Below are 20,703 nucleotides of genomic sequence, written 5' to 3'. Positions count from 1 at the left end.
TTCCGTCGTTCACCGCGCGCCCCTGGCCCCGAGGCGCTTCTGCCGCAGTTCCGCGGCGGCCCGCCGCCTGCCCGCCCGCGGCCGCGCGGCGGGCTCGCCCCCGTCCGCGCCGCCGAGGTGCGCGGCCAGCGCCCGCACCGTCGGGTGGCTGAACAGGTCCACGATCCGCAGTGGACGGTCCAGCGCCCGCTGCAGCCGGGCGTGCACCCGCAGCAGCAACAGCGAATGCCCGCCGAGGTCGAAGAAGTTGTCCGTCACCCCGGGCACCGGGCGGTCCAGCGTCTCCGCCCACACCGCCGCGATCGCCGCCTCCAGCTCGGTGGCGGGCACCACCGCCGCCGAGTTCCCGGTGACGTCGTCCGGGGCGGGCAGCGCGCGGTGGTCGAGCTTGCCGTTGGCGGTGACCGGGAGCTCGTCCAGCACGGTCCAGGTGGCCGGGAGCATGTAGCCGGGCAGCACCACCCTGGCGCGCGCCCGGACGTCCTCTGTGGACAGTCCGGCACCGGCGGGCACCAGGTAGGCGTCGAGCAGCACGTCGCCTTCGCCGCGACCGCCGTCGCGGGCCCTGACCACCGCCTCCCGGACGTCCTCGTGCCGCGCCAGCACGGTCTGGATCTCGCCCAGTTCCACGCGCTGGCCCCGGATCTTGAGCTGGCCGTCGTCGCGGCCGAGGTAGTCCAGCGCGCCGTCCGCGCGCCACCGGCAGCGGTCCCCGGTGCGGTACACCCGGGCGCCGGGAACGCCGTGGGGATCCGGCACGAACCGTTCGGCGGTCAGCCCGGGGCGCCCGGCGTACCCGCGCGCCACCTGCACCCCGCCGATGCACAGCTCACCGGCCACCCCGGGCGGCACGAGCCGCCCGCCCGCGTCGACCACGTGCAACGAGGTGTTCGGCACGGCCCGGCCGATCGGCACCGACGGACCGGAATCCTCGGCACACGCCCAGCGCGTCACGTCGATCGAGGCTTCGGTCGGCCCGTACAGGTTGTGCAGGCGGGCACCCGGCAGCACGCCGGCCACCCGGTCCCGCAGCGCACCCGGCAGGACCTCACCACTGCACACGATGTCGCGCACGCTGGTGCACTCCGGCGCTTCGGGATCCTCGGCGAACACGCTCAGCATCGACGGCACGAAGTGCAGTACCGAGACCCCCGCCGCGCGGATGACCTTCACCAGCTGGCCGGGATCGCGGTGGGCGCCGGGCGGCAGCACCTCCAGCCGTGCCCCGGCGACCAGCGGCCAGAAGAACTCCCAGACCGAGACGTCGAACCCGGCGGGGGTCTTCTGCGCCACCACGTCGGCGCCGGTCAGCTCGAACTCCTCCTGCATCCAGTGCAGCCGGTTCACCACACCGCGGTGTTCGACGACCACGCCCTTCGGCCGTCCCGTGGACCCGGAGGTGAACAGCACGTACATCGGTGTCCCGTCGGAGATCTCCGGCTTCAGGTCGTGCGCGGGCAGTTCGGCCAGGCGGGCCGACGCCCCGGGATCATCGAGCACCAGCCACTTCAGCTCGGGCAGGACCGGCAGGGTGCCGGTGACGGTGAGGCCCAGCTTCGCCCCGGCGTCGCCGATCATCATCGCCACCCGCTCGGCGGGCAGTTCCGGGTCGACCGGCAGGAACGCGGCGCCGGTCTTGACCACGGCCAGCAGCGAGACCACCAGCTCGGCCGAGCGCGGCACCGCCACGGCGACCACCTCGCCGGGCCCGGCACCGAGCGCGACCAGGCCGCGGGCCAGCCGGTTCGCCTGCTCGCCGAGTTCGCGATGGGTGAGCTGTCGGTCCCCTTCGGACAGCACGACGGTGTCCGGCTGGGCGGCCGCGGTGTGCTCGACCCACTCCAGCACGGTCTCCCAGCCGGGGTCTCGAGTGGGTCCGGCGCTGACCTGCCGCAGCCAGGCTTCGGCCTCGCCGTGCACCGACGGCACCGCGGCCAACGGGCCGCCGGACACCGCGGCGACCGCGAACCGGGCGAAGGCGGCGGCGAAGTGCTCACCCCACAACAGGTCCGGCGCGCACTGGAAGAGCAGTTCGATGTGGTCGTCGTACTCGCGCAGGGTCAGGTGCGCCTCGTCGAACGGCACGTCCTCGTAGGTGGCGTACGCGACGTCGCCACCCACCTTCGCGACCAGGTTGGCCGGCAGGAAGTTGAAGACGAACCGGAGGTTGTCCTCGGGCAGGATCCGGCGCTGCTGGAAGGCGGAGACCGCCTCGTGCCCGCGTGCTTCCCGACGTCGCCGGCGGAAGCGCGCGGCGTAGTCGGCCGCCGATTCCGCCGGCCCCGGCCGCGGTACGTGCACCGGCAGGACGTGCAGGTAGCAGCCGAGCGAATCGGCCTGCTCCGGCGGACGGCCACCGGCCAGCGTGTAGACGAAGTAGTCGTCCTGCCCCGCCGCATGCCGTCCGGCGAAGGCGGCGAACAACGCCAGCAGGAAGCCCGGCAACCGCTGCCCGTTGGCCTCGCACCAGGCGCGGACGGCGGCCAGGTCGTCGCCTTCGAGCGAAGCCACCGGCCGCAGCACGGCGCGGCCGTCGCCCTCGGGCACCGGCGGGATCTCCAGCGCCGCCGAGGTCGCAGCCAGGCCGCGCCAGTAGTCCAGCGTTTCCGGGCGGTCGAAGCGCGCGGCGATCTCGGGCACGCGGTCGAGGAAGGACTCGGCGCCGTCCCGGCCCGCGTCCCGGCCGTGGTAGGCGTCCACCAGCCGCCGGAACATCAGCGGCACCGACGGCCCGTCGATCACCGCGTGGTGCGCGCCGACGACCGCCTGCAGGTGCCCGTGCTCGTCGCGGACCAGCAGGTGCCGGATCAGCGGCTCGCCCTCCGGGGCGTAGGGCCGTTGCGCGTGCTCGGGAATCGCGTCGAGCAGGCCGTACGGCTGCTCGGCCGCCTCGCGCACGTCGAGCAACGGGCAGTCCACTTCGGACGGGGACAGCACGGCCAGCGCCGGTTCGCCGTCGAGCAGCACCGGGGCGGAGCGCATCAGCTCCTCGGCCGCGGTGACCGACTGGACAGCGGCGCGCCACCGGTCCGCGTCCCCGTCAAGCCCGAGGTCCAGCGAGAAGGCCGGGATGAACGCGCCGACGTCGGGCCGGGCGGCGTGTTCGAGGTACAGGTCGCGCTGCACCGGGGTGAACGCCGAGATCCGCTCGATGCCGCCCGGCGGCAACCCGAACCGCTCGGCCACCCGGTCGGTGAGCCCGGCCGGCCTGCCGTACGGGGCCGCCGGATCGGCGGCGAACCGCTCCAGCGCGGTCAGGTACCGCCCGGCCACCTCGTCGATCCAGTCGGCGCCGAAGCGGTGCCCGTCGTACTGGACCCGGATGAGGATCTCGGCGTTCTGCGGGTCCGCGACGAAGTAGACCGCGAACGGGAACTCGGTCTCCTCGAACAGGGTCGAGTCGAGCACGTGCACGTCTTCGTTGTCCGCCAGCGATTCGTAGGCCAGGTAGCGGACGAAGTTGACGCCGGTCTCCACCGCCAGCCCCGACCCGGCGAGCTGGTGCACCTCGGCGTAGGGGAAGTGCCGGTAGGGCATCAGCTCGCATTCGGCGTCGAACACCGTGCGCGCGAGATCGGTCCAGCTGCCCTCGGCGAGGGTGGTGCGCACCAGCGCGCCGTTGACGAACAGCCCGCACTCCTCGGCGACACCGGACTGCGGTGGCCGCCCGTTCGCAGCGAGCGCGGTGTAGACCTCGGCGTGCCCGGTCACCTGGCCGAGCACCCACAGGTGCGCGGCGAGGCAGGCGTACTTGACCGTGAGGCCCTCGGCCCGCATGGCCTCGCGCAACCGGTCGGCGACACCGCCGTCGAGCAGGTACTGGCGGGCCGCGCCCCGCGGTCCGGCGGGCGTGCCCGCGGTATCCGGCAGGCGCAGCGACGGCAGCGCGCTGGTCTTGCGGTACCAGTAGTCCCGCTGCTCCGGGTCGCGGGCGGCACGGCGTTCCAGTGCGACGAACTCGCGGTAGGCACCGGTGTCCCGCTCGTCCAGACCACCGGGCTCACCCCGCAGGCGGCGCCGGTAGTCGCCGAGCCAGTGGCCGAACAGGGTGGAGATGCTCCAGCCGTCGAGGATCGAGTGGTGGAAGCTGATCACGATGGTGAAGCGGTCCGCCGCCCGGCGGAACACCCTGATCCGGGCCAGTGGCGCGCGGGTCCAGGTGAAGCCGCGGGTCTTCTCCTCCTCCAGCCACGCCGCGATCCGCTCTTCCTGCTCGACGTCGGTGAACTCGCGCAGGTCGCCGAATTCCAGCGGCAGTTCCGCTTCGGCCCAGACCAGCTGCATCGGCTCGCTGTAGGTGACCAGGTCGAACGAGGTGCGCAGTGCCGGGTGCCGCCGGACCACCGCGGCCAGCGACGCGCCCAGCGCCTGCTCGTCGTAGGGCGCGCGGACGTGGTAGCCGATCAGATCGTGGTAGATCGGCGTGTTCGGGTCGATCGTGCTGTGGTAGAGCGTGCCCGCCTGCGCCGCGGCCATCGGGTAGGCGTCGGCCAGCCCCGGCGGCAGCAGTTCACCGTCCTTTTCGGACACCAGGTCGAACGGCGCGGTCGGCTCCGGCACCCGGCCGCCGTGTTCGAGCGCGGCGGCCAGCTCGGCCACGGTCTGGCAGCGGAACAGGTCCTGCAGTTCGAGGGCGAATCCCCGCTCCCGCAACAGGCCCAGCACCCGCAGGCTGCGCAGCGAGTCGCCACCGAGTGCGAAGAAGTTGTCCTCCGGACCGACTTCACCGGCCCCGAGCACCTTCGCCCAGATCCCGCTGACCACCTCTTCGGCCGCGGTCCGCGCGGCACCGCGGCCACCGCCGCGGGTGGGCGCGGACACCTCGGGCAGCGCGCCGCGGTCGAACTTGCCGTTCGGTGTGCGCGGCAGCGCGGGCAGGCACCGCAGGTGCGCGGGCACCATGTACTCGGGCAGGATCTCGCGCAGTGCGGCCCGGATCGCGTCCTCACCGGGGTCCTCGCCGTCCGGCACGTAGAACCCGGCGAGCTGCGTGTCGCCGCGTTCGGTGGTCGTGGTGACCGCCGCTTCGAGCACCCCGGCCCGGCCGCGCAGGGCGGCTTCGACCTCGCCCAGCTCGATCCGGAAACCGCGGACCTTGACCTGGTGGTCGGCGCGGCCGAGGAACTCCAGCGTGCCGTCCGGCCGCCAGCGCGCGAGGTCGCGGGTGCGGAACATGCGGGAGCCCGGGGTGCCCGAGGGATCCGGCAGGAACCGCTCGGCGGTCAGCCCCGGCCGGTCGTGGTACCCCCGGGCGACACCCGGTCCGGCCACGTACAGCTCCCCCGGCACCCCGAGCGGCACCGGTTCCAGGCTGCCGTCGAGCACGAAGACGCGGACCCCCGGCACGGGACCGCCGATGGTGGCGTTGCCGTCCACCGGTCCGCCCGGCAGGCCGGCGAAGGTCGAGTAGACGCTGGCCTCGGTGAGCCCGTACAGGTTGAGCACCCGGCGCACGCCCGGCAGCCGGTGCAGGTCGGTGACCACCGCGTTCGGCAGCGCCTCCCCGGCCATGCTGACCACCTCGACGCCACCGGGGATCCCGCCGGTCCTGGCCAGTTCGGCGGCGGCCGAGGGCACGGTGTTGACGATCCGGACCCCGGCGGCCACCGGCTCGGGAAGCCGTGGCAACGCGAGCACGTTCTCCACCAGCACCACGCAACCGCCGTGGCACAGCGGGAGGAACAGCTCCCACACCGAGGAGTCGAAGCAGACCGACGAGGAGGCGAGCATGCCCGCGAGGAGTTCGTCGGAGTACAGGCCGCGGCCCCAGTCCAGCAGCACCCGCAGGCCGCCGTGTTCGGTGATCGCGCCCTTCGGCCGTCCGGTCGAGCCGGAGGTGTAGAGCAGGTAGGCCGCCGACCGGTGGGTCAGTGCCCGTGGTGGCGGGGTCGTCGCGTGCCCGGCGATCCGGGCCACCTCGGCGGGGTCGTCGAGCCGGAGCACGTAGGCGGGCGAATCCGCGAGCACCTCGGTGGTGACCACGACGGAGGCACCGGAGTCGGCGAGCATGAAGGTCAGCCGTTCGGCCGGGTAGGCCGGGTCGAGCGGCACGTACGCGGAGCCGGCCTTGAGCACCGCGAGCAGCGTGACGACCAGGTGCTCGTCGCGCGGCAGGCAGACCGCGACCGGTGCTTCCGGCCCGGCACCGAGTTCGGTCAGCCGCCGGGCGAGCCGGTTGGCCGCTTCGTCCAGCGCGCCATAGGAAAGCGTGGTGTCCGCGGTGCGCACGGCGGCCCGCGTGGGGTGTGCCGCGGCTTCGCGCTCGAAGAGGTCGACGAGGGTTTCCTCGGCGGGTTCGGGATCGGGATTTCCGGCCCACGCGGTGAGCAGGGCCTGCTCGACGCCCTCGATCAGCGGCAGGCGGCCGACCGGGGTGTCCGGTGCTTCGACGGCGGCGGTGAGTAGGGTGGTGAAGTGCCCGGCCATCCGCTCGACGGTCTCCGGGTCGAACAGATCGGCGTTGTACTCGACGAGTCCGTGGAACGCGCCGCGCTCTTCGCCGGGGAAAACGATGAACAGCAGGTCGAACTTCGCCGTGTTGTTGTCCAGCGCGCGGACGTCGACCTCCAGCCCGCTCGCGCCGATCTCGCCCACGGGCGCGGATTCGAGCACCAGCATCACCTGGAACAACGGGTTGCTGCTCAGGTCGCGGCCGGGCGCGATCTCGTCAACGAGCCGTTCGAAGGGGACGTCCTGGTGCTGGTAGGCGCCGAGGCAGGTGTCGCGGACCCTGGCCAGCAGCTCGCGGAAGCTCAGCTCACCGCCGACCTCGGTGCGCAGCACCAGCGTGTTGGCGAACAGGCCGATCACCGGCTCCAGTTCGGCCTTGGTCCGGTTGGCGTTGAAGGTGCCGACGAGCAGGTCCTCGCGGCCGGTGTAGCGGTGCAGCACGGCCTTCAGCGCGGTCAGCAGCACCATGAACGGTGCCGCGCCGGACTCCCGGCCCAGTTCCTTGAGCCGCTCGGTGGCGGCCGGGCTCAGCGAGAACTCCTGCCAGCCACCGCGGCGGCTCTGCACCGCGGGACGCGGGCGGTCGGCGGGCAGTTCGAGCAGGGGCGCGGCCCCGGCCAGCCGCTGCTTCCAGTACGCGATCTGGTCGTCGAGGTGGTGGCCCTCGTGCGCGGCGGCCTGCCAGTGCGCGTAGTCGCGGTACTGCACGGCCAGTTCGGGCAGGTCCGGTGAGCGACCGGCCGCGAAGGACTCGTACAACCGGAAGATCTCGTGGAACAGCAGGCCGCTGGACCAGTAGTCGGAGACGATGTGGTGGGTCGAGACCAGCAGCACGTGCCGCGTCGGCGCCAGGCGCAGGAGCCGCGTCCGCAGCAGGTCACCGGCACGCAGGTCGAACGGCTCCCGGCAGAACTCGGCGGCGATCCGGGCGACCTCCGCCTCGGGGTCGCCGAGCGCGGACAGGTCCAGCTCCGGCAGCGGCTGCGCGCGCGGCGGGCCGACCACCTGCACCGGGCGGCCGTCGGCCAGCGGCATCGCGGTGCGCAGCGTCTCGTGCCGCCGGACCAGCTCGTCCAGTGCCGCGCGCAGGGCGCCGGTGTCGAGTTCCCCGGTCAGCCAGACGTCGTTGGCCATCACGTAGAACGCGCTGCCCGGATCGAGTTCCTGGAGGAACCACAGGCTTTCCTGCGTCGAGGACGCGGGAGCCGGGCCGTCGGCGGGGGCCGGGCGCAGCTCCGGGAGCGCGTGCCCGGCCGGGGCCGCGCGCAGACCGTCGAGCACGGCGGCGATCCCCGCCACGGTCGGCTCGGTGAGCAGGTCCCGCACCGAAAGCTCGACGCCGAAGCGGTCGGTGAGCTGGGCGGCCAGCTGGGTGGCCAGCAGCGAATGCCCGCCGAGTGCGAAGAAGTCCCTGCGCAGGCCCACGTCCGGGACGCCGAGCAGGTTCGCCATCAGCCCGGCGACCTGCTCCTCGGTGACGGTCCGCTTCGGTGCCTCCACCGGGGTTTCCGCCACGTCACCCGTGTCGAGCCAGGCCACGGCGGGAGCAGACGCGCTCAGCGTCGTCGCGCGGTTGGTGGCCAGCGCGGCGGCCCATTCGGCCGGGCGCCGTTCGCCGTCCCACTCCAGCACGACCCAGTTCACCTCCGCGTCCTGGGCGACCATGCCCAGGCGCCGGGCGAAAACCCGCTCCTGACCGGTGGTGCCCGGCAGGACCAGCACCACGGACTCCGCGTCGAGCCGGGTGGCGGTGTCGAGGAGTTCGCGCGCGAGCCGGTCGACGTCCTCGGCCGGGGCGCCTTCGAACAGCACCCCGTCGGCGGTGTCCAGTTCGGCGGCGGGACGGACGGTGACGCCGGTGAGGGCGTCGGCGAGCGGTCCGCGGGTGCCCGCCACGGCGAAGGTGGTCCCCGCGCGCAGCCAGCCGGATCCGGTGCTTTCCACCGGGCGCAGGCCCGGCAGGTAACGCTGTTCTCCTCGGTACGCCACGACTGCCGGCCCCTCGGCGGCCGAGGCGTCGGCGATCAGGGAGCGCAGCACCGCCGCCCGGCGACGGCCACCGGACGGCAGCCGGTCCACGTCCACCACGCGATGGGTGCCCGCGGCGGCGAGGGCGACCACGGTTTCTTTCGCGCGGTCGGCGCTTTCCACCGCGAGGCCGGCGTGGGTGAGCACGGTGATGCCGGTGAGCAGGCCGTCCGCGATCAGGTTCTCGTAGGGTTCCGGGGCTCGTGAGGTCACCAGGCGCAGGGGGCCGTGTTCACGTGCGGCCGCCTCGAGGTCGTCCGGGTTCGTCGCCACGGCGGCGTTTTCGAGTTCGGGGAGCGGGTCGTCGGCCAGGAGCAGGAACGGGCCGCCCTCGGCGGGCGCGGTACCCGATTCCCAGGTCCGGACCTGGGGGCCGTCCGGGCGCGCGGTGGTTTCCGGTGGGTCGATCCAGTACCGCCGCCGCTCGAACGGGTAGGTGGGCAGCTCGACGCGGGAGCGGCGTTCCGCCCCGCGCGGCCCGGCCCAGTCGACCGGCACTCCCCCGGCCCAGACCGCGCCCGTGGCGGCGGCCAGTTGCGCGCCCTCGGTCGCCGGATCGGCGGCGGGCAACGTGGGCACCACGACATTGGTCGGCCCGGCGCTCGCCGCGCCGGTCCGCGCGGCGGCCAGTGAGCTGAGCGTCCGCCTCGGGCCGGCTTCGAGCAGGACACCGCCGACCTCCTCGCGCAGCGCGCGGACGCCCTCGGCGAAGCGCACCGTGCCCCGCAGGTGGCGGCACCAGTGCGCCGGATCGGTCGCCTCCTCCGGCCGCACCCAGGTGCCGGTCACGTTGGTGAGGTACGGAATGTGCGGCGGGTGCAGCTCGACGCCGTCGAACGCGGCGCGGAACTCGTCGAGCACCGGCTCCACCAGCGGCGAATGGAAGGCGTGCGCGGTGCGCAGGAACCGGGTGCGCACCCCGCGTCCGGTCAGCCGGTCCCGCAGGGCTTCGACCGCCGCCACCGGACCGGAGGCGACCGAATCGGCCGGGCCGTTGTCCGCCGCGAGCGCCAGCTCGCCGTCGAGCAGGGCGGCCAGTTCGGCGGCGGGCAGCCGGGTCGCCAGCATGGCCCCGCCCGGCATCCGCTGCACCAGCTCACCACGCCGGACCACCAGCCGCAGCGCGTCCTCGAGGCTGAACACCCCGGCCAGGTGCGCGGCGACGAACTCGCCGATGCTGTGCCCGAGCATCGCGGCGGGCCGCACCCCGCGCGACTCCCACAACCGCGCGATCGCGTACTGCACGGCGAACAACGCGGGCTGGGTGAATTCAGTGCGCCCCAGGCGTTCCGACGCTTCGTCGCCGGTGGTGAACAGCAGTGCGCGCAGATCGAAGTCCAGCAGGCTCGCGCAGTCGTCCAGTGCTTCCCGGAACGCGGGTTCCTCGGCGTGCAGCCCGCTGCCCATGCCCGCGTACTGGCTGCCCTGGCCGGGGAACAGCATGGCCACCGAGGCCGTCCCCTCCCCCGCTTCGGCCGTGGTGCCCGCCTCGGGATCCCGCAGCGCGCGCACGGCCTCCTCGACGTCGTGGGCGCTGAAGGCCCGCCGGTGCGTCATCGCCGTCCGGCCGGTCTGCAGCGTGTGCGCGACGTCGGCCAGGTTCAGCCCGTCGTGCGCGGCCAGGTGTTCGGCGAGCCGCTCGCTCGACCGGGCCAGCGCGGCGGCCGACCGCGCCGAGACCACGATCGTCTCGGCCGCGCGCCCCCGCTTGTGCGACACCTTCGCGGGCGGCTGCTCCAGCAGCAGGTGCGCGTTCGTGCCGCCGATGCCGAACGAGCTGACCGCGGCCCGGCGCGGGCCGTCGCCGGGGAACTCGTGCAGGCCGGTGCTGACGTAGAACGGGCTGCCGTCGAAGTCGATCTCGGGGTTCGGCTCGGTGAAGTGCGGGCTCGGCGGGATCAGCCCGGCCTCGACCGCCAGCACCGCCTTGATCACCCCGGCCACGCCCGCCGCCGAGTCGAGGTGCCCGATGTTGCCCTTGAGCGAGCCCAGTGCGCAGTACCCGCCGCCGGTGGCGCCCGCCGACCGGTAGGCCTGGGTCAGTGCGGCGACCTCGATCGGGTCACCCAGCGGCGTGGCCGTGCCGTGTGCCTCCACCATGCCGACGGTGTCCGGGTGCACCTCCGCGGCGGCCAGCGCGGCGCGGATCACCTCGGCCTGCCCGGTCACGCTCGGCGCGGTGTACCCGATCTTCGCCGCGCCGTCGTTGTTGATCGCCGAACCGCGGATCACCGCGCGGATCGGGTCGCCGTCGTCGAGCGCGTCCTGCAGCCGGCGCAGCACCACCACCCCGGCGCCGTTGCCGGGTATGGTGCCCGCCGCGAGCTTGTCGAACGGGCGGCAGTGCCCGTCCGGTGAGGCGATGCCGTTCTCCCCGCCGTGGTACCCGATCCGCTGCGGCACCCGGACCGTGCTGCCCCCGGCCAGCACCAGATCGCTCTCCCCGGCCAGCAGCGACTGGCAGGCCAGGTGGATGGCGACCAGCGAACTGGAGCACGCGGTCTGCACGGTCACCGCGGGCCCGCGCAGGCCGAGCTTGTACGCGGTCCGGCTGGCGATGAAGTCCTTGTCGTTGGCCAGCAGCTTCTGCAGGTAGCCGACCACGTCGTCGAGGCCGCGGTGCGGGTAGACGTTGCGCAGCCCGTACTCGTTGACGCTGACCGAGGCGAACACGCCGATGGCACCCGGTTCCTGGTCCGGGTCGTGCCCGGCCGACTGCAGCGCTTCGGCCGCGCACTCCAGGAACAGGCGCTGCTGCGGGTCGAGCAGCGCGGCCTCGCGCGGGGTGCAGCCGAAGTAGCCGGCGTCGAACCGGTCCTCGCCGTCGACCACCGCCGCCGCGCGCACGTACCCGGCCGCACCGGCCTCCGCACTGTCCACACCGGACTCACACAGTTCGTCGGCGGTGAGTTCGCGGATGCCTTCGGCGCCGGCGCACAGCAGGGACCAGAACCGTGCGACGTCCGGCGCCTGGGGAAACCTGCCGCCGAGGCCGACCACGGCGATCTCCAGCCCGGTTCCTTGCTCCATCGAGTCTTCCCCTGTTCTCAGGCGTCCTTTTTGAGCAGCAGTTCGAGTGCGTCACCGAAGCGGTCGATCTCGTCTTCGGTGTTGTAGTAGTGGACCGAGGCACGCAGCTGCGCGGTTTCGTGGCGCTGCGCGGGATCCAGCGGCGCCAGCTCGCGCTCGGAGACCGAGACGTTCACCCCGCCGCGGTGGAGTTCCCCGCGGATGCGGTGCGGATCGGCGCCCGGCAGCCGGAACCGGACCAGCCCGCTCGGCGCCACCAGCGCGTCGTCGGGCAGGAGCACGCCCGGCACGTACCCCAGCCGTTCGGTCAGCCGCGCCGACAGCAGCAGGATCCGTTCCCAGATCGCGTCGATGCCCCAGTCCAGCGCGTAGTCGATGGCGGCGCCGAGCCCCAGCCGGATGGCGAAACTGGCTTCCCAGGTCTCGAACAACCGCGCGTCCTGGCGGGCGCTGACCTCACCGTTGCCGGACCAGCGCAGGCCGCGAGTGTCCAGGCAGGTACCCCGCAGCTCGGACATCCGCGCCGAGTTCACGTAGAGCAGCCCGGTCCCGCGCGGGCCGCGCAGGTACTTGCGGCCGGCCGTGGTCAGCAGGTCGCAGCCGATGTCGGCCACGTCCAGCCGCAGCTGCCCGGCCGTCTGGCAGGCGTCGACCAGGTAGAACGCCGGTGCGTCGCGGAGCAGCCGCCCGACCTCGCGCACCGGGTTCACCGGCCCGCCGTAGACCGGCACGTGGGTCAGCGCCACCAGTTTCGTGCGCTCGTCGAGCACTTCGCGGAAGAACTCGAGGTCGAACCGGCCGTGCTCGTCGTCCGGCACCACGGTGACCCTGGCCCCGGTGGCCTGCCGGACCGCCTGGAGCACCAGGTGGTTGCTCACGTACTCGGCCGCGCCGACCACGATCCGGTCCCCCGCCGCCAGCGGCACCGCCCGCACCGCGGCCTGCCAGGCCCGCGAGGCGTTCTCGGTGAGCGCGATCTCCGACGGCAGGCAGCCGAGCAGGGCACCCGCCGACTCGTAGACGCCGAGCACCGCCGCCTCGGCCAGTTCGGCGGCCTCGTACCCGCCGATCCGCGCCTCCAGTTCGAGGTGCCCGACCACCCGGTCCAGCACCGGTGCCGGCATCAGCGCCGAACCCGCGTTGTTCAGATGGATCACCCCGGCACAGCCGGTGGTCTCCGCCCGCGCCCGCGCGATGTCGAAGCGCGGCACGCCGCCCAGTTCCGGATCGGCAAGCTCCATCCGACCGCCGCACACGCCAGCAACCTCCGAGGTATTAGTGCCGCAAGCATGGGAAACAAACCGAACCATGAATTGCGCTCCGACAAAGGAACAGATGCGGCCGCGCCGGTCGGGAAACAAATTCGGTAATCAACTGCCGACGACCACCGGACGGCTTCGACACTACCACCGGAAAGCGCGGGCGCAAGCCACCTTGAACACCACTCGCGGCGAACGAAGACAGCAGGGACAAACACATTTCCTCAGGTCGGTTCAGACCGCGACGCGGACCGGCCCCGGTTCGCGCCGTCTCATTTGGACATCGCCGCGGGACACCGCGGCCTGCCGCCGCACCGGCACCTCGGCCGGCGCGCCCGCGGCCATCGCGGACAGGCTCCGCTGATCGGTCGCACCCGCCCTGCGCACTGCGGACTCGACCAGCACGTGCAGCCATTCCGCCAGTTCAGGTTCGATTTCCCGGCTTTCGGCGGCGAGCGCGAGCCGGTCCCACACCCCGGCCACGGTCCACCGCGCGAACCAGCGGTGGGCGGTCGGCACGGCCACCCCGAACGCGGGCGGCACCGACCGCCACGAGGTCTGCCCGCTGAGCACGAGCGCCACCGCGGCGAACACCCGGCGCGACTCGGCCCGGGCCCGGCCGCCGCCCTGCGGGCGTTTCGGGGCTTTCGGCAACAACGGTTCCACCAATTCCCACAACTCGTCGGGAACCAATCTCCGGATCAACGCATCGGCCATGGAACGGACCATCGCACCGCACCCCCCGATCGGGCAATCGTGTTCGTTGTCCAGCCATTTCCCGCGGTTCGGCGTCGATGACAAGAACCGGGGAACGCCGATAGAGTCGGCCGCGCGAATCCCCGCCGAAAACCGTCCCGGGAGTGATCCATGTCCACATCGCCGGAGGTCGCGGTCGTCTACGACCTCGGCTCGGCCGGGCCCGCCGACGTGCTGCGGGCCGCGCGGGGGCTGTGCACCCCGCTCTTCGTCTACGACCGGGCCGACGAGCACCCGGCCGAGGTGGCCGGCCTGCTCGCCGACCTCGGCGAAACCCTCGACACCACCGGCTGGGACACCCGGCGCACCGCCGCGGCACTGCGGCGGCGGGGCGTGGCCGGGATCGTCACCTTCGCCGAGTACCAGCTCCGGCGCACCGCCGAACTGGCCGAGCTGCTGGGACTTCCCTACCAGGACACGGAAACCGCGGAACGGCTGACCGACAAGGCCGCCCAGCGGGCCGCGTTCGCGGCGGCCGGGGTGGACACCACCCGCATCGCGCGTGTCGACACCCCGGACGAGTTCGAGGCCGCGCTGACCGCGGTCGGCCTGCCCGCGGTGCTCAAGCCCGCGGTCGGCGGCTCCAGCCGGAACACCTACCTGGTCCGCTCCGCCGAGGAAGGCAGGGAACTGGCCGACCGCCTGCTCGCCGGTCCGGAGACCCGGTTGGTGCTGGAGGAATACCTGGTCGGCGAGCCGCTCGGCGCGTGGGGCGACTACGTCAGCGTGGAGTCGCTGACCTCCGGCGGCACCACCGTGCCGCTCGCGGTCACCGGGAAGTTCCCGCTCACCACCGGGTTCCGGGAGACCGGCATGTTCGTCCCGGCCGACCTGCCCGGCGAGCTGCGGGCCGAGACCGAGGACCTGACCCGGCGCGCGCTCGCCGCCCTCGGGCTCCGGCACGGCCTCACCCACACCGAGCTCAAGCTCACCGCGGCCGGACCGCGGTTGATCGAGGTCAACGGGCGACTCGGCGGGCACGTGGCCGATCTGGTCCGCCGCGCCGGTGGCCCGGACCTGATCCGGCTCGCGCTGCTGGCCGCGCTCGGCACCGGCGCGGTCCCGGACCGCCCCCGCTGGGACCGGGTGTCCTTCCAGTACTTCGTGCTGCCGCCCGACGGCGCGCGGGTGGTGCGGCAGGTCAGCGGGGCGGGTGCCGTCCGCGCCCTGCCCGGGGTGAGCAAGGTCGACCTCGCCGACCTGCCCCGTGTGCTGCCCGCCGTCGCGACCGGCGCGAGCAGCCGGATCGGCACGGTGTACGGCGCCGTGGCCGACCACACCCAGTTGCGATTCCTCAGCCAGCTCGTCGGCGAAACCCTTCGCGCGGCGGCCGAACCGGAGGTGGCCCGATGACCAGCGACACCGTGCCCGAACTCGTCGACCGCCAGGCGGCGGTCTCCCCCGACGCGATCGCCCTGCACCATCCCGGCGGCACGCTCAGCTACGCCGCGCTGAAGGCCCGCTCGGACGAGCTGGCCGGTGCGCTGGCCGCGCTGGGGGTGCGCCGCGAAACCCCGGTCGCGCTCCAGGTCCCGCGCGGCGCCGAGGCCGTGGTGCTGATGCTCGCCGTGCTGAAGTGCGGAGGTTTCTACGTCCCGCTGGATCCGGGACACCCGCCCGCGCACCGGGACCGGGTGATCGCCGACTCGGGTGCGCGGCTCGTGCTCACCGGCACCGCCGAACTGGACACTGTGGACGGTGTGGTTCCGGAGCCGCCGCTGCCGGGCAACTCCGCCTACCTCGTCTACACCTCCGGTTCCACCGGCGTGCCCAAGGGCGTGGTGGCCACCCACGAGGCCGTGGTGAACCTGGTGTCCGAGCCGGGGCTCGGCATCGAGCCGGGCGACCGTGTCCTGCAGTACGCGCCGCTGGCCTTCGACGCCTCCACCTTCGAGATCTGGGGCGCGCTCACCCGCGGCGCCACCCTCGCCATCGCACCGCCCGGTGCGCTGGGCACCGGTGACCTGCTCGAATTCCTGGAGTGGGCGCGGGTCAGCGTCGCGTGGCTCACCGCGGGACTGTTCCACGAACTCGTCACCGCGGAGAAACGGCTGCCGGGCGGGCTGCGCCTGCTGTTCGCCGGCGGCGACACCGTGCGTGCCGACGTCGTGCGCCAAGCCGCCGCCCTGGCACCGGGAACGCGGCTGGTGAACGGCTACGGCCCGACCGAGTGCACCACCTTCACCACCCTCCAGCCCGGCCTCGGCGAACTGGCCGCGGACGGCCGGAGCACGATGCCGATCGGGCACCCGCTGGCCGGGGTCACCGCGCAGGTGCTGGACGACAAGCTCGTGCCGGTGCCGGACGGGGAAATCGGGCAACTCTACGTGAGCGGGGTGAACCTGGCCCGGGGTTACCACGACCGGCCCGGCGCGACGGCCACCCGGTTCGTCGCCGGGCCGGGCGGCACGCGGCGCTACCGCACCGGCGACCTGGTGCGACGGCTCTCCGACGGCACGCTGGAGTTCCTCGGCCGGGCCGACCGGCAGGTGAAGATCCGCGGTTTCCGGGTCGAACCCGGTGAACTGGAAGCCTGCCTCGGCGAGCACCCCGACGTCCGTGCCGCCGCCGCGCTGGGGGTGCCGGACCAGGCGGGCGGTGCCCGGCTGCTCGCGTACGTGGTGCCCGAAACCGATGGGCTCGACCTGACCGCGCTCCGGGCGTGGCTGGCCGAGCGGGTGCCCGCCTACCTCGTGCCGTCGTCGCTGCTCCAGCTCCCGGCACTGCCGTTGTCCCCCAACGGGAAGGTGGACACCGCGGCGCTGCCGGTACCCGGCGAGCCGGTGACCGAGGCGGGTCCCGCCCCGGTCACCCCGGCCGAGAAGCTGGTCGCCGAGACCTGGCAGGCGGTGCTCGGCGTGGACGCGGTCGGCATGGACGACAACTTCTTCGAACTCGGCGGCGACTCGCTGCGGATGAACCGGGTCGCCGCGGAGTTGCGGCGGGCGACCGGGCTGCCGATCGCGCTCGCCGACCTCCTGCTCGCCGAAACCGCGGGCGAGCTGGCGCGTTCGCTGGACGAACGCTGACTACCGCGCCGCGCGCTGGTCCGCCGGGACGAGCGCGCGGCGCACCTCGTCGAGCACGTCGACGAGCTGGTCCTGCAGGTAGAAGTGCCCGCCGGGGAAGATCCGGTGGCTGAACCGCGCGGTGGTGTGGCGCTCCCACGCGCGCAGGTCGGCGGGCGGCACCATCCGGTCCTCGGCCCCGCCCAGCGCGACCAGGTCGTGGGTCAGCGGTTCCCCGCCCGGCCACGTGTACTCCTCCACCACGGCCAGATCGGCGCGGACGGTGGGCAGCACCAGCTTCAGGTACTCGGGGTTGCCGAGCACCTCGGCCGACAGCCCGCCCAGCTCGTGCAGCGCCTCGACCAGTTCGGCCTCCGACAGCGCGTGCCGGTGCGGGCCGGTGCACTCCAGGTGCGGGGCGTGGTGCCCGGACACGATCAGCACCTCCGGCCGCCGCTCCGCGCGGAGGTACCGGCTCAGCTCGAACGCCACCAGCGCGCCCATGCTGTGCCCGAACAGGGCGTACCGGCCCGAGGTGAGCGGGGCGAGGTGCTCGGCCAGCGCCGGGACCAGGGTGTCCATCCGCGAGTGCGGGGTGTCGAACATCCGGTTCTCGCGGCCGGGCAGCTGCACCAGGTTGACCTCGACGTCACTGCTGAAGCAGCCCGGCCAGTCCCGGTAGGCCGCCGCGCCGCCGCCCGCGTGCGGCAGGCAGATCAGCCGCAGTGCCGCGCCGGGCCGGGGCTGCGGGGTGAGCACCCAGGGATTGCGGGTCGTTCCGGCCATGTCGTGCACTCCTGTTCTCAGTTCTCCGCCGCGGCCCGGTCGGAGCGGATCGCGTCCCAGTTCACCGGCACGCCCTCCAGCCACAGGCGCGCGGCGGCCGCCAGCAGGCTGTCGGTGTCGGACTCCCAGTACGGGGACGGTGCCAGCGAAGCCACCACGGGCGCCGGTTCGGCGCCGCTGGAGGCGAGGAAGCGGGTGGCCATGTTCAGCGCCGTCTGCTCGGGCCCGATCTCCAGCACCACCCCCGGCGGGCGGCGCCACAGCGCGCGCAGCCCCTCGTTGAACAGCACCGGTGAGCACATGTGCCGCCCCCAGTGCTCGGGATCGGTGGCCTGCCGCGGGTTCAGCCGGGTCCCGGTCAGGCACGACACGTACCGCAGGCGTGGCGGCTTCCTGGTCATCGACGCGGCCAGGTCGACCAGGCGCGGGCGCACCGGCTCCAGCTTCGGCGTGTGGAAGGCGTGGGTGGTGTCGAGCAGCCCGCACCGGATGCCGTCGGCGGTCAGCCGGGCCCGCAGTTCCTCGGTGTCGGCGGTGCCGCCCGCCGCGATGCTCACGTCCGGCCCGTTCGTCGCGGCCAGCCAGAGCCCTTCGCGCAGATAGGGTTCCAGCCCTTCCCTGGACAACGACACCGCGAGCATCCGGCCCTGCGGCAGTTCGTCGACCATCAGCGCGCGGCGCACGATCAGCCGCAGCGCGTCCTCGGCGTCGAGCACGCCCGCGGCCGTGGCGGCGACGTACTCGCCGAGGCTGTGGGACAGCATCGTCGCCGGTTCGACACCCCAGTCCTGCCACACCCGCAGCAGCGCGTACTCCAGCACGAACAGCGCCGGGTGCCCGATCGTGTTGCGGCGCAGCAGTTCCTCGTACTCCGCGGACCGCGGGTCGTCGGCGGGAGCGAACATGGCCCGCCGGGGGTCCACGCCGAACTCGGCCACGAGCAGGTCGCTGAGCCGGTCGGCCACCGCGCGGAACCGGCCGAGCCGGTCGTACAGATCGGACCCGCGCACCACCGACAGCTTGCCGAACCCGGCGAACAGCACCGCCACCGACGGCGTGCCGGTGGCCGGTTCGCCGTCGGCCGGTGACCGGGTCAGCAGCCACCGGGTGTCCCGGTCGCGGACGGTGGCGAGCGCGTGCGCGGTGTCGTAGGCGAGCACGCAGCGCCGGTGGCGGTGCGCGGGGTCGACCGGCACCGCCTTGGCCACCGCGGCCAGCCCGCCGGCGGCGGTCTCCAGCTCGGTGGCCAGCGCGGCGGTGCGGTCCTCGAGTTCCGCGGCGGTGGCACCGGTCAGCGGGATCGGGTGCAGCATGACGGTCTCCTCGGCACTGTCCGGTGGGTCTGCTCGGTGGGGCTTCGTGCTCCAGGTGGGCCGGTTCGCCGCCTAGCCCTGGGCGATCTCGAGCTCGGCCGAACCGCTGTCCTCCAGCGAACCGGCCAGATCCGCCCAGGCCGCCGCGTAGACCCTGGCGAACTCCGCCACCAGCGCGCGGCAGTGGCTGGGCACCGCCTGCACCAGCTGGCCCCATTCGGCGATACCGGTGGCGTGCCGGTCCAGCCAGCGCAGCAGCATCCGGCCGGATTCGCTGAACCGCAGCGCCGGATCCCGCTTCATCTGCTCCAGCGCCCGGCGCATCTCCGCGGCCGAGACCACCCAGGACTGCCCCGGCCTCGCCGGTGCGGGCCGGGAACCGCGCCGCTGCGCGGGCACCGGGTCGTCCCCGGCCCGCAGCCGCCGCCGCACGTCCTGCACCGTCGCGGGCGAGACCCCGGCCCGGCGGGCCACCGAGCGCAGCGACGCGCCCGGCTCCTCCACCAGCAGTTTCCCGGCCAGGCGGCGGCCGACCGCCGCGTTCACCGGGCGGCCGCGGCCGTCCCGGCCCACCCGCTTGTCCAACTGATCATTCTGCCCAGTCGAACACGCGCGCAAGCCGGCCACGGTGCCCGCGGCCAGTCCGACCGCCGCCGCGATCCGGCGGTCCGACCAGTGCCCGTGCGAGGCGAGGATCCGCTCGGCCGCCGCCCGCCGGTCCCCGCGGCCCAGCGGCAGCCCGTGCGCGCGGTTCAACCACACCGACAGCACGAACGCGTCCTCCGCGCTGCCCGAATACCGCACCGCGGCGATCCGGGAACACCCGCGGCGCACGGCGGCGCGGACCCGGTGCACCCCGTCGATGATCCGCATCGACGGACCGTGCACGACGATCGGCGGCAATTCCGCCTCCGCGTCCGCGAGCAGGCCGACGTGGGCGCCGTCCTCGCCCCCGCTGCGCACCCATCCCGACGCCGACAAGCCCGCGACCTCCACCAGTTCCACCGGGCAACCCTCCAGCTCAGCCCGCACCCAGTCCGCGCACGCCCCGGACTCACCACGAACCCCGCCACCCGGCGGGCGACCCGGCTGCACCATCAGCACTCCATGAGGATATTCAGACATCAGGACAGGAAGGACAAGGGAACAAATGGTCACCCGAGCCGGGCGCCACAATTCCGGTCGGCAAAGGAAACGATGTGCGCTTGTCCGGAAAAGGCGCTACGACAAGCTCGGCATACGACTAGACCCCAGTTTTTCTCGCACTTTCGGCGTAAACCAACAAACTAACCCTAGCAACGGAAAACTCTTCACCGCAACCAGTGATAAATGACTCGTCCGTTCGGGCGATTCAGGCATCGATGAATATCTGTGCAGCTGCCGGGAGTTCACTGGTCAGGCCGCACGTATCGCGGTTCGCCCGGAATGGCAAGTGCAATACCGGATGACACTCGCGGCCGAAATGTCCCACTAAACGGTGTTCACCCCCGGGGGCGGAGGCCGTCCAGGGCGAGGTCGACGAAGCGGCGCCAGTCACCGCTGCCGGTGCGGATCACCGCGGAGAGGCACCCGACGAGCAGGTACACGTCCGCGACCGTGCAGTCCTCGCGGAGCACGCCCGCCTCCTGGTCCCGCGCGATCACCTGCGCCACCACCGCTTCCAGCCCGGACCGCGCGTCCCCGCGTGGCTCGCTGCCCGGCGCGCTCCGGGCCGACTCGATCGCCGCGGACAGGCCCCGGTCCTCGGACAGCACCTTCCCGACGTGCCGGAGGTAGCGCGCCAGGCCGGACCGCCCGTCGAGGCACCGCGACCGCGCGTACTGCCCGATCTCGGCGAACCGCGCCTCGGCGGCGGCCTCGACCAGGGCCCGCCGGTCCGGGAAGTGCCGGTAGACCGTGCCCACCCCGACCCCGGCGGCGCGGGCGATCTCCGGCAGCTGCACCTCGTCCCCGCGGTCGGCGAACAGCTCGCGGGCCGCTTCGAGCACCCGCGTCCGGTTGCGCTCGGCATCGGCGCGGGGCCTGCGTTCCGTTGACACCGACCGACCTCCCGGGGTTAATGTGGAATCGGAG

The 20,703-nt window shown here is 73.4% G+C and carries 9 protein-coding genes; 2 read left to right on the top strand and 7 right to left on the bottom strand.

Annotated elements, in window-relative coordinates:
* Positions 1–9: 9 nt before the first annotated feature.
* The 3 genes from JYK18_RS46225 to JYK18_RS48375 all read right to left on the bottom strand — a co-directional run bounded on the left by JYK18_RS46225 (position 10) and on the right by JYK18_RS48375 (position 13,484).
* Entirely contained in the window at positions 10–11,508 is an 11,499-nt protein-coding gene (locus JYK18_RS46225) for a non-ribosomal peptide synthetase/type I polyketide synthase (protein WP_206810723.1), read from the bottom strand.
* Positions 11,509–11,525: 17 nt separating this feature from the next.
* Positions 11,526–12,749 carry an aminotransferase class V-fold PLP-dependent enzyme gene (locus JYK18_RS46220; RefSeq protein ID WP_206810720.1) on the bottom strand — a complete coding sequence of 408 codons (1,224 nt, stop codon included), beginning with the start codon at positions 12,747–12,749 and terminating at the stop codon, positions 11,526–11,528.
* A 252-nt stretch (positions 12,750–13,001) separates the two neighbouring features.
* Positions 13,002–13,484, bottom strand: a complete 483-nt coding sequence (locus tag JYK18_RS48375) for a transposase (RefSeq protein ID WP_206810719.1) — start codon at positions 13,482–13,484, stop codon at positions 13,002–13,004.
* Positions 13,485–13,634: 150 nt separating this feature from the next.
* Between JYK18_RS48375 and JYK18_RS46210 the strand changes: the two genes are divergently transcribed.
* Both JYK18_RS46210 and JYK18_RS46205 read left to right on the top strand, forming a co-directional pair.
* On the top strand, positions 13,635–14,876 hold the full coding sequence (locus tag JYK18_RS46210; RefSeq protein WP_206810718.1) for an acetyl-CoA carboxylase biotin carboxylase subunit family protein: 1,242 nt from the start codon (positions 13,635–13,637) through the stop codon (positions 14,874–14,876).
* Positions 14,873–16,552 (top strand): non-ribosomal peptide synthetase, encoded by a 1,680-nt coding sequence (locus JYK18_RS46205; protein ID WP_206810717.1) that lies wholly within the window; start codon positions 14,873–14,875, stop codon positions 16,550–16,552. The genes JYK18_RS46210 and JYK18_RS46205 overlap by 4 nt, the downstream gene beginning before the upstream one ends.
* Here JYK18_RS46205 and JYK18_RS46200 read toward each other — a convergent pair whose 3' ends face one another.
* From JYK18_RS46200 to JYK18_RS46185, 4 genes are all read right to left on the bottom strand, one after another.
* On the bottom strand, positions 16,553–17,317 hold the full coding sequence (locus JYK18_RS46200) for a thioesterase II family protein (RefSeq protein ID WP_206810716.1): 765 nt from the start codon (positions 17,315–17,317) through the stop codon (positions 16,553–16,555).
* Between the two features lie 17 nt (positions 17,318–17,334).
* The gene (locus JYK18_RS46195; RefSeq protein ID WP_206810714.1) at positions 17,335–18,630 is read right to left on the bottom strand and encodes an acyltransferase domain-containing protein; all 1,296 of its coding nucleotides are present in this window, start codon (positions 18,628–18,630) and stop codon (positions 17,335–17,337) included.
* Positions 18,631–18,702: 72 nt separating this feature from the next.
* The gene (locus JYK18_RS46190) at positions 18,703–19,728 is read right to left on the bottom strand and encodes a ParB/RepB/Spo0J family partition protein (RefSeq protein ID WP_206810712.1); all 1,026 of its coding nucleotides are present in this window, start codon (positions 19,726–19,728) and stop codon (positions 18,703–18,705) included.
* Between the two features lie 383 nt (positions 19,729–20,111).
* On the bottom strand, positions 20,112–20,669 hold the full coding sequence (locus tag JYK18_RS46185) for a helix-turn-helix domain-containing protein (RefSeq protein WP_307796386.1): 558 nt from the start codon (positions 20,667–20,669) through the stop codon (positions 20,112–20,114).
* Between the last annotated feature and the right edge of the window lie 34 nt (positions 20,670–20,703).

It is taken from the genome of Amycolatopsis sp. 195334CR (genome assembly GCF_017309385.1).
GTDB lineage: Bacteria > Actinomycetota > Actinomycetes > Mycobacteriales > Pseudonocardiaceae > Amycolatopsis.
This window is presented reverse-complemented; position numbering and strand designations above follow the sequence as displayed.

What these genes read in the sequence shown, in the direction of transcription:
- JYK18_RS46195 (WP_206810714.1), bottom strand. Translation starts at nt 18,630, where the DNA reads ATGCTGCACCCGATCCCGCTGACCGGTGCCACCGCCGCGGAACTCGAG.
- JYK18_RS46220 (WP_206810720.1), bottom strand. Translation starts at nt 12,749, where the DNA reads ATGGAGCTTGCCGATCCGGAACTGGGCGGCGTGCCGCGCTTCGACATC.
- JYK18_RS46205 (WP_206810717.1), top strand. Translation starts at nt 14,873, where the DNA reads ATGACCAGCGACACCGTGCCCGAACTCGTCGACCGCCAGGCGGCGGTC.
- JYK18_RS48375 (WP_206810719.1), bottom strand. Translation starts at nt 13,484, where the DNA reads ATGGCCGATGCGTTGATCCGGAGATTGGTTCCCGACGAGTTGTGGGAA.
- JYK18_RS46190 (WP_206810712.1), bottom strand. Translation starts at nt 19,728, where the DNA reads ATGGTGCAGCCGGGTCGCCCGCCGGGTGGCGGGGTTCGTGGTGAGTCC.
- JYK18_RS46210 (WP_206810718.1), top strand. Translation starts at nt 13,635, where the DNA reads ATGTCCACATCGCCGGAGGTCGCGGTCGTCTACGACCTCGGCTCGGCC.
- JYK18_RS46200 (WP_206810716.1), bottom strand. Translation starts at nt 17,317, where the DNA reads ATGGCCGGAACGACCCGCAATCCCTGGGTGCTCACCCCGCAGCCCCGG.
- JYK18_RS46225 (WP_206810723.1), bottom strand. Translation starts at nt 11,508, where the DNA reads ATGGAGCAAGGAACCGGGCTGGAGATCGCCGTGGTCGGCCTCGGCGGC.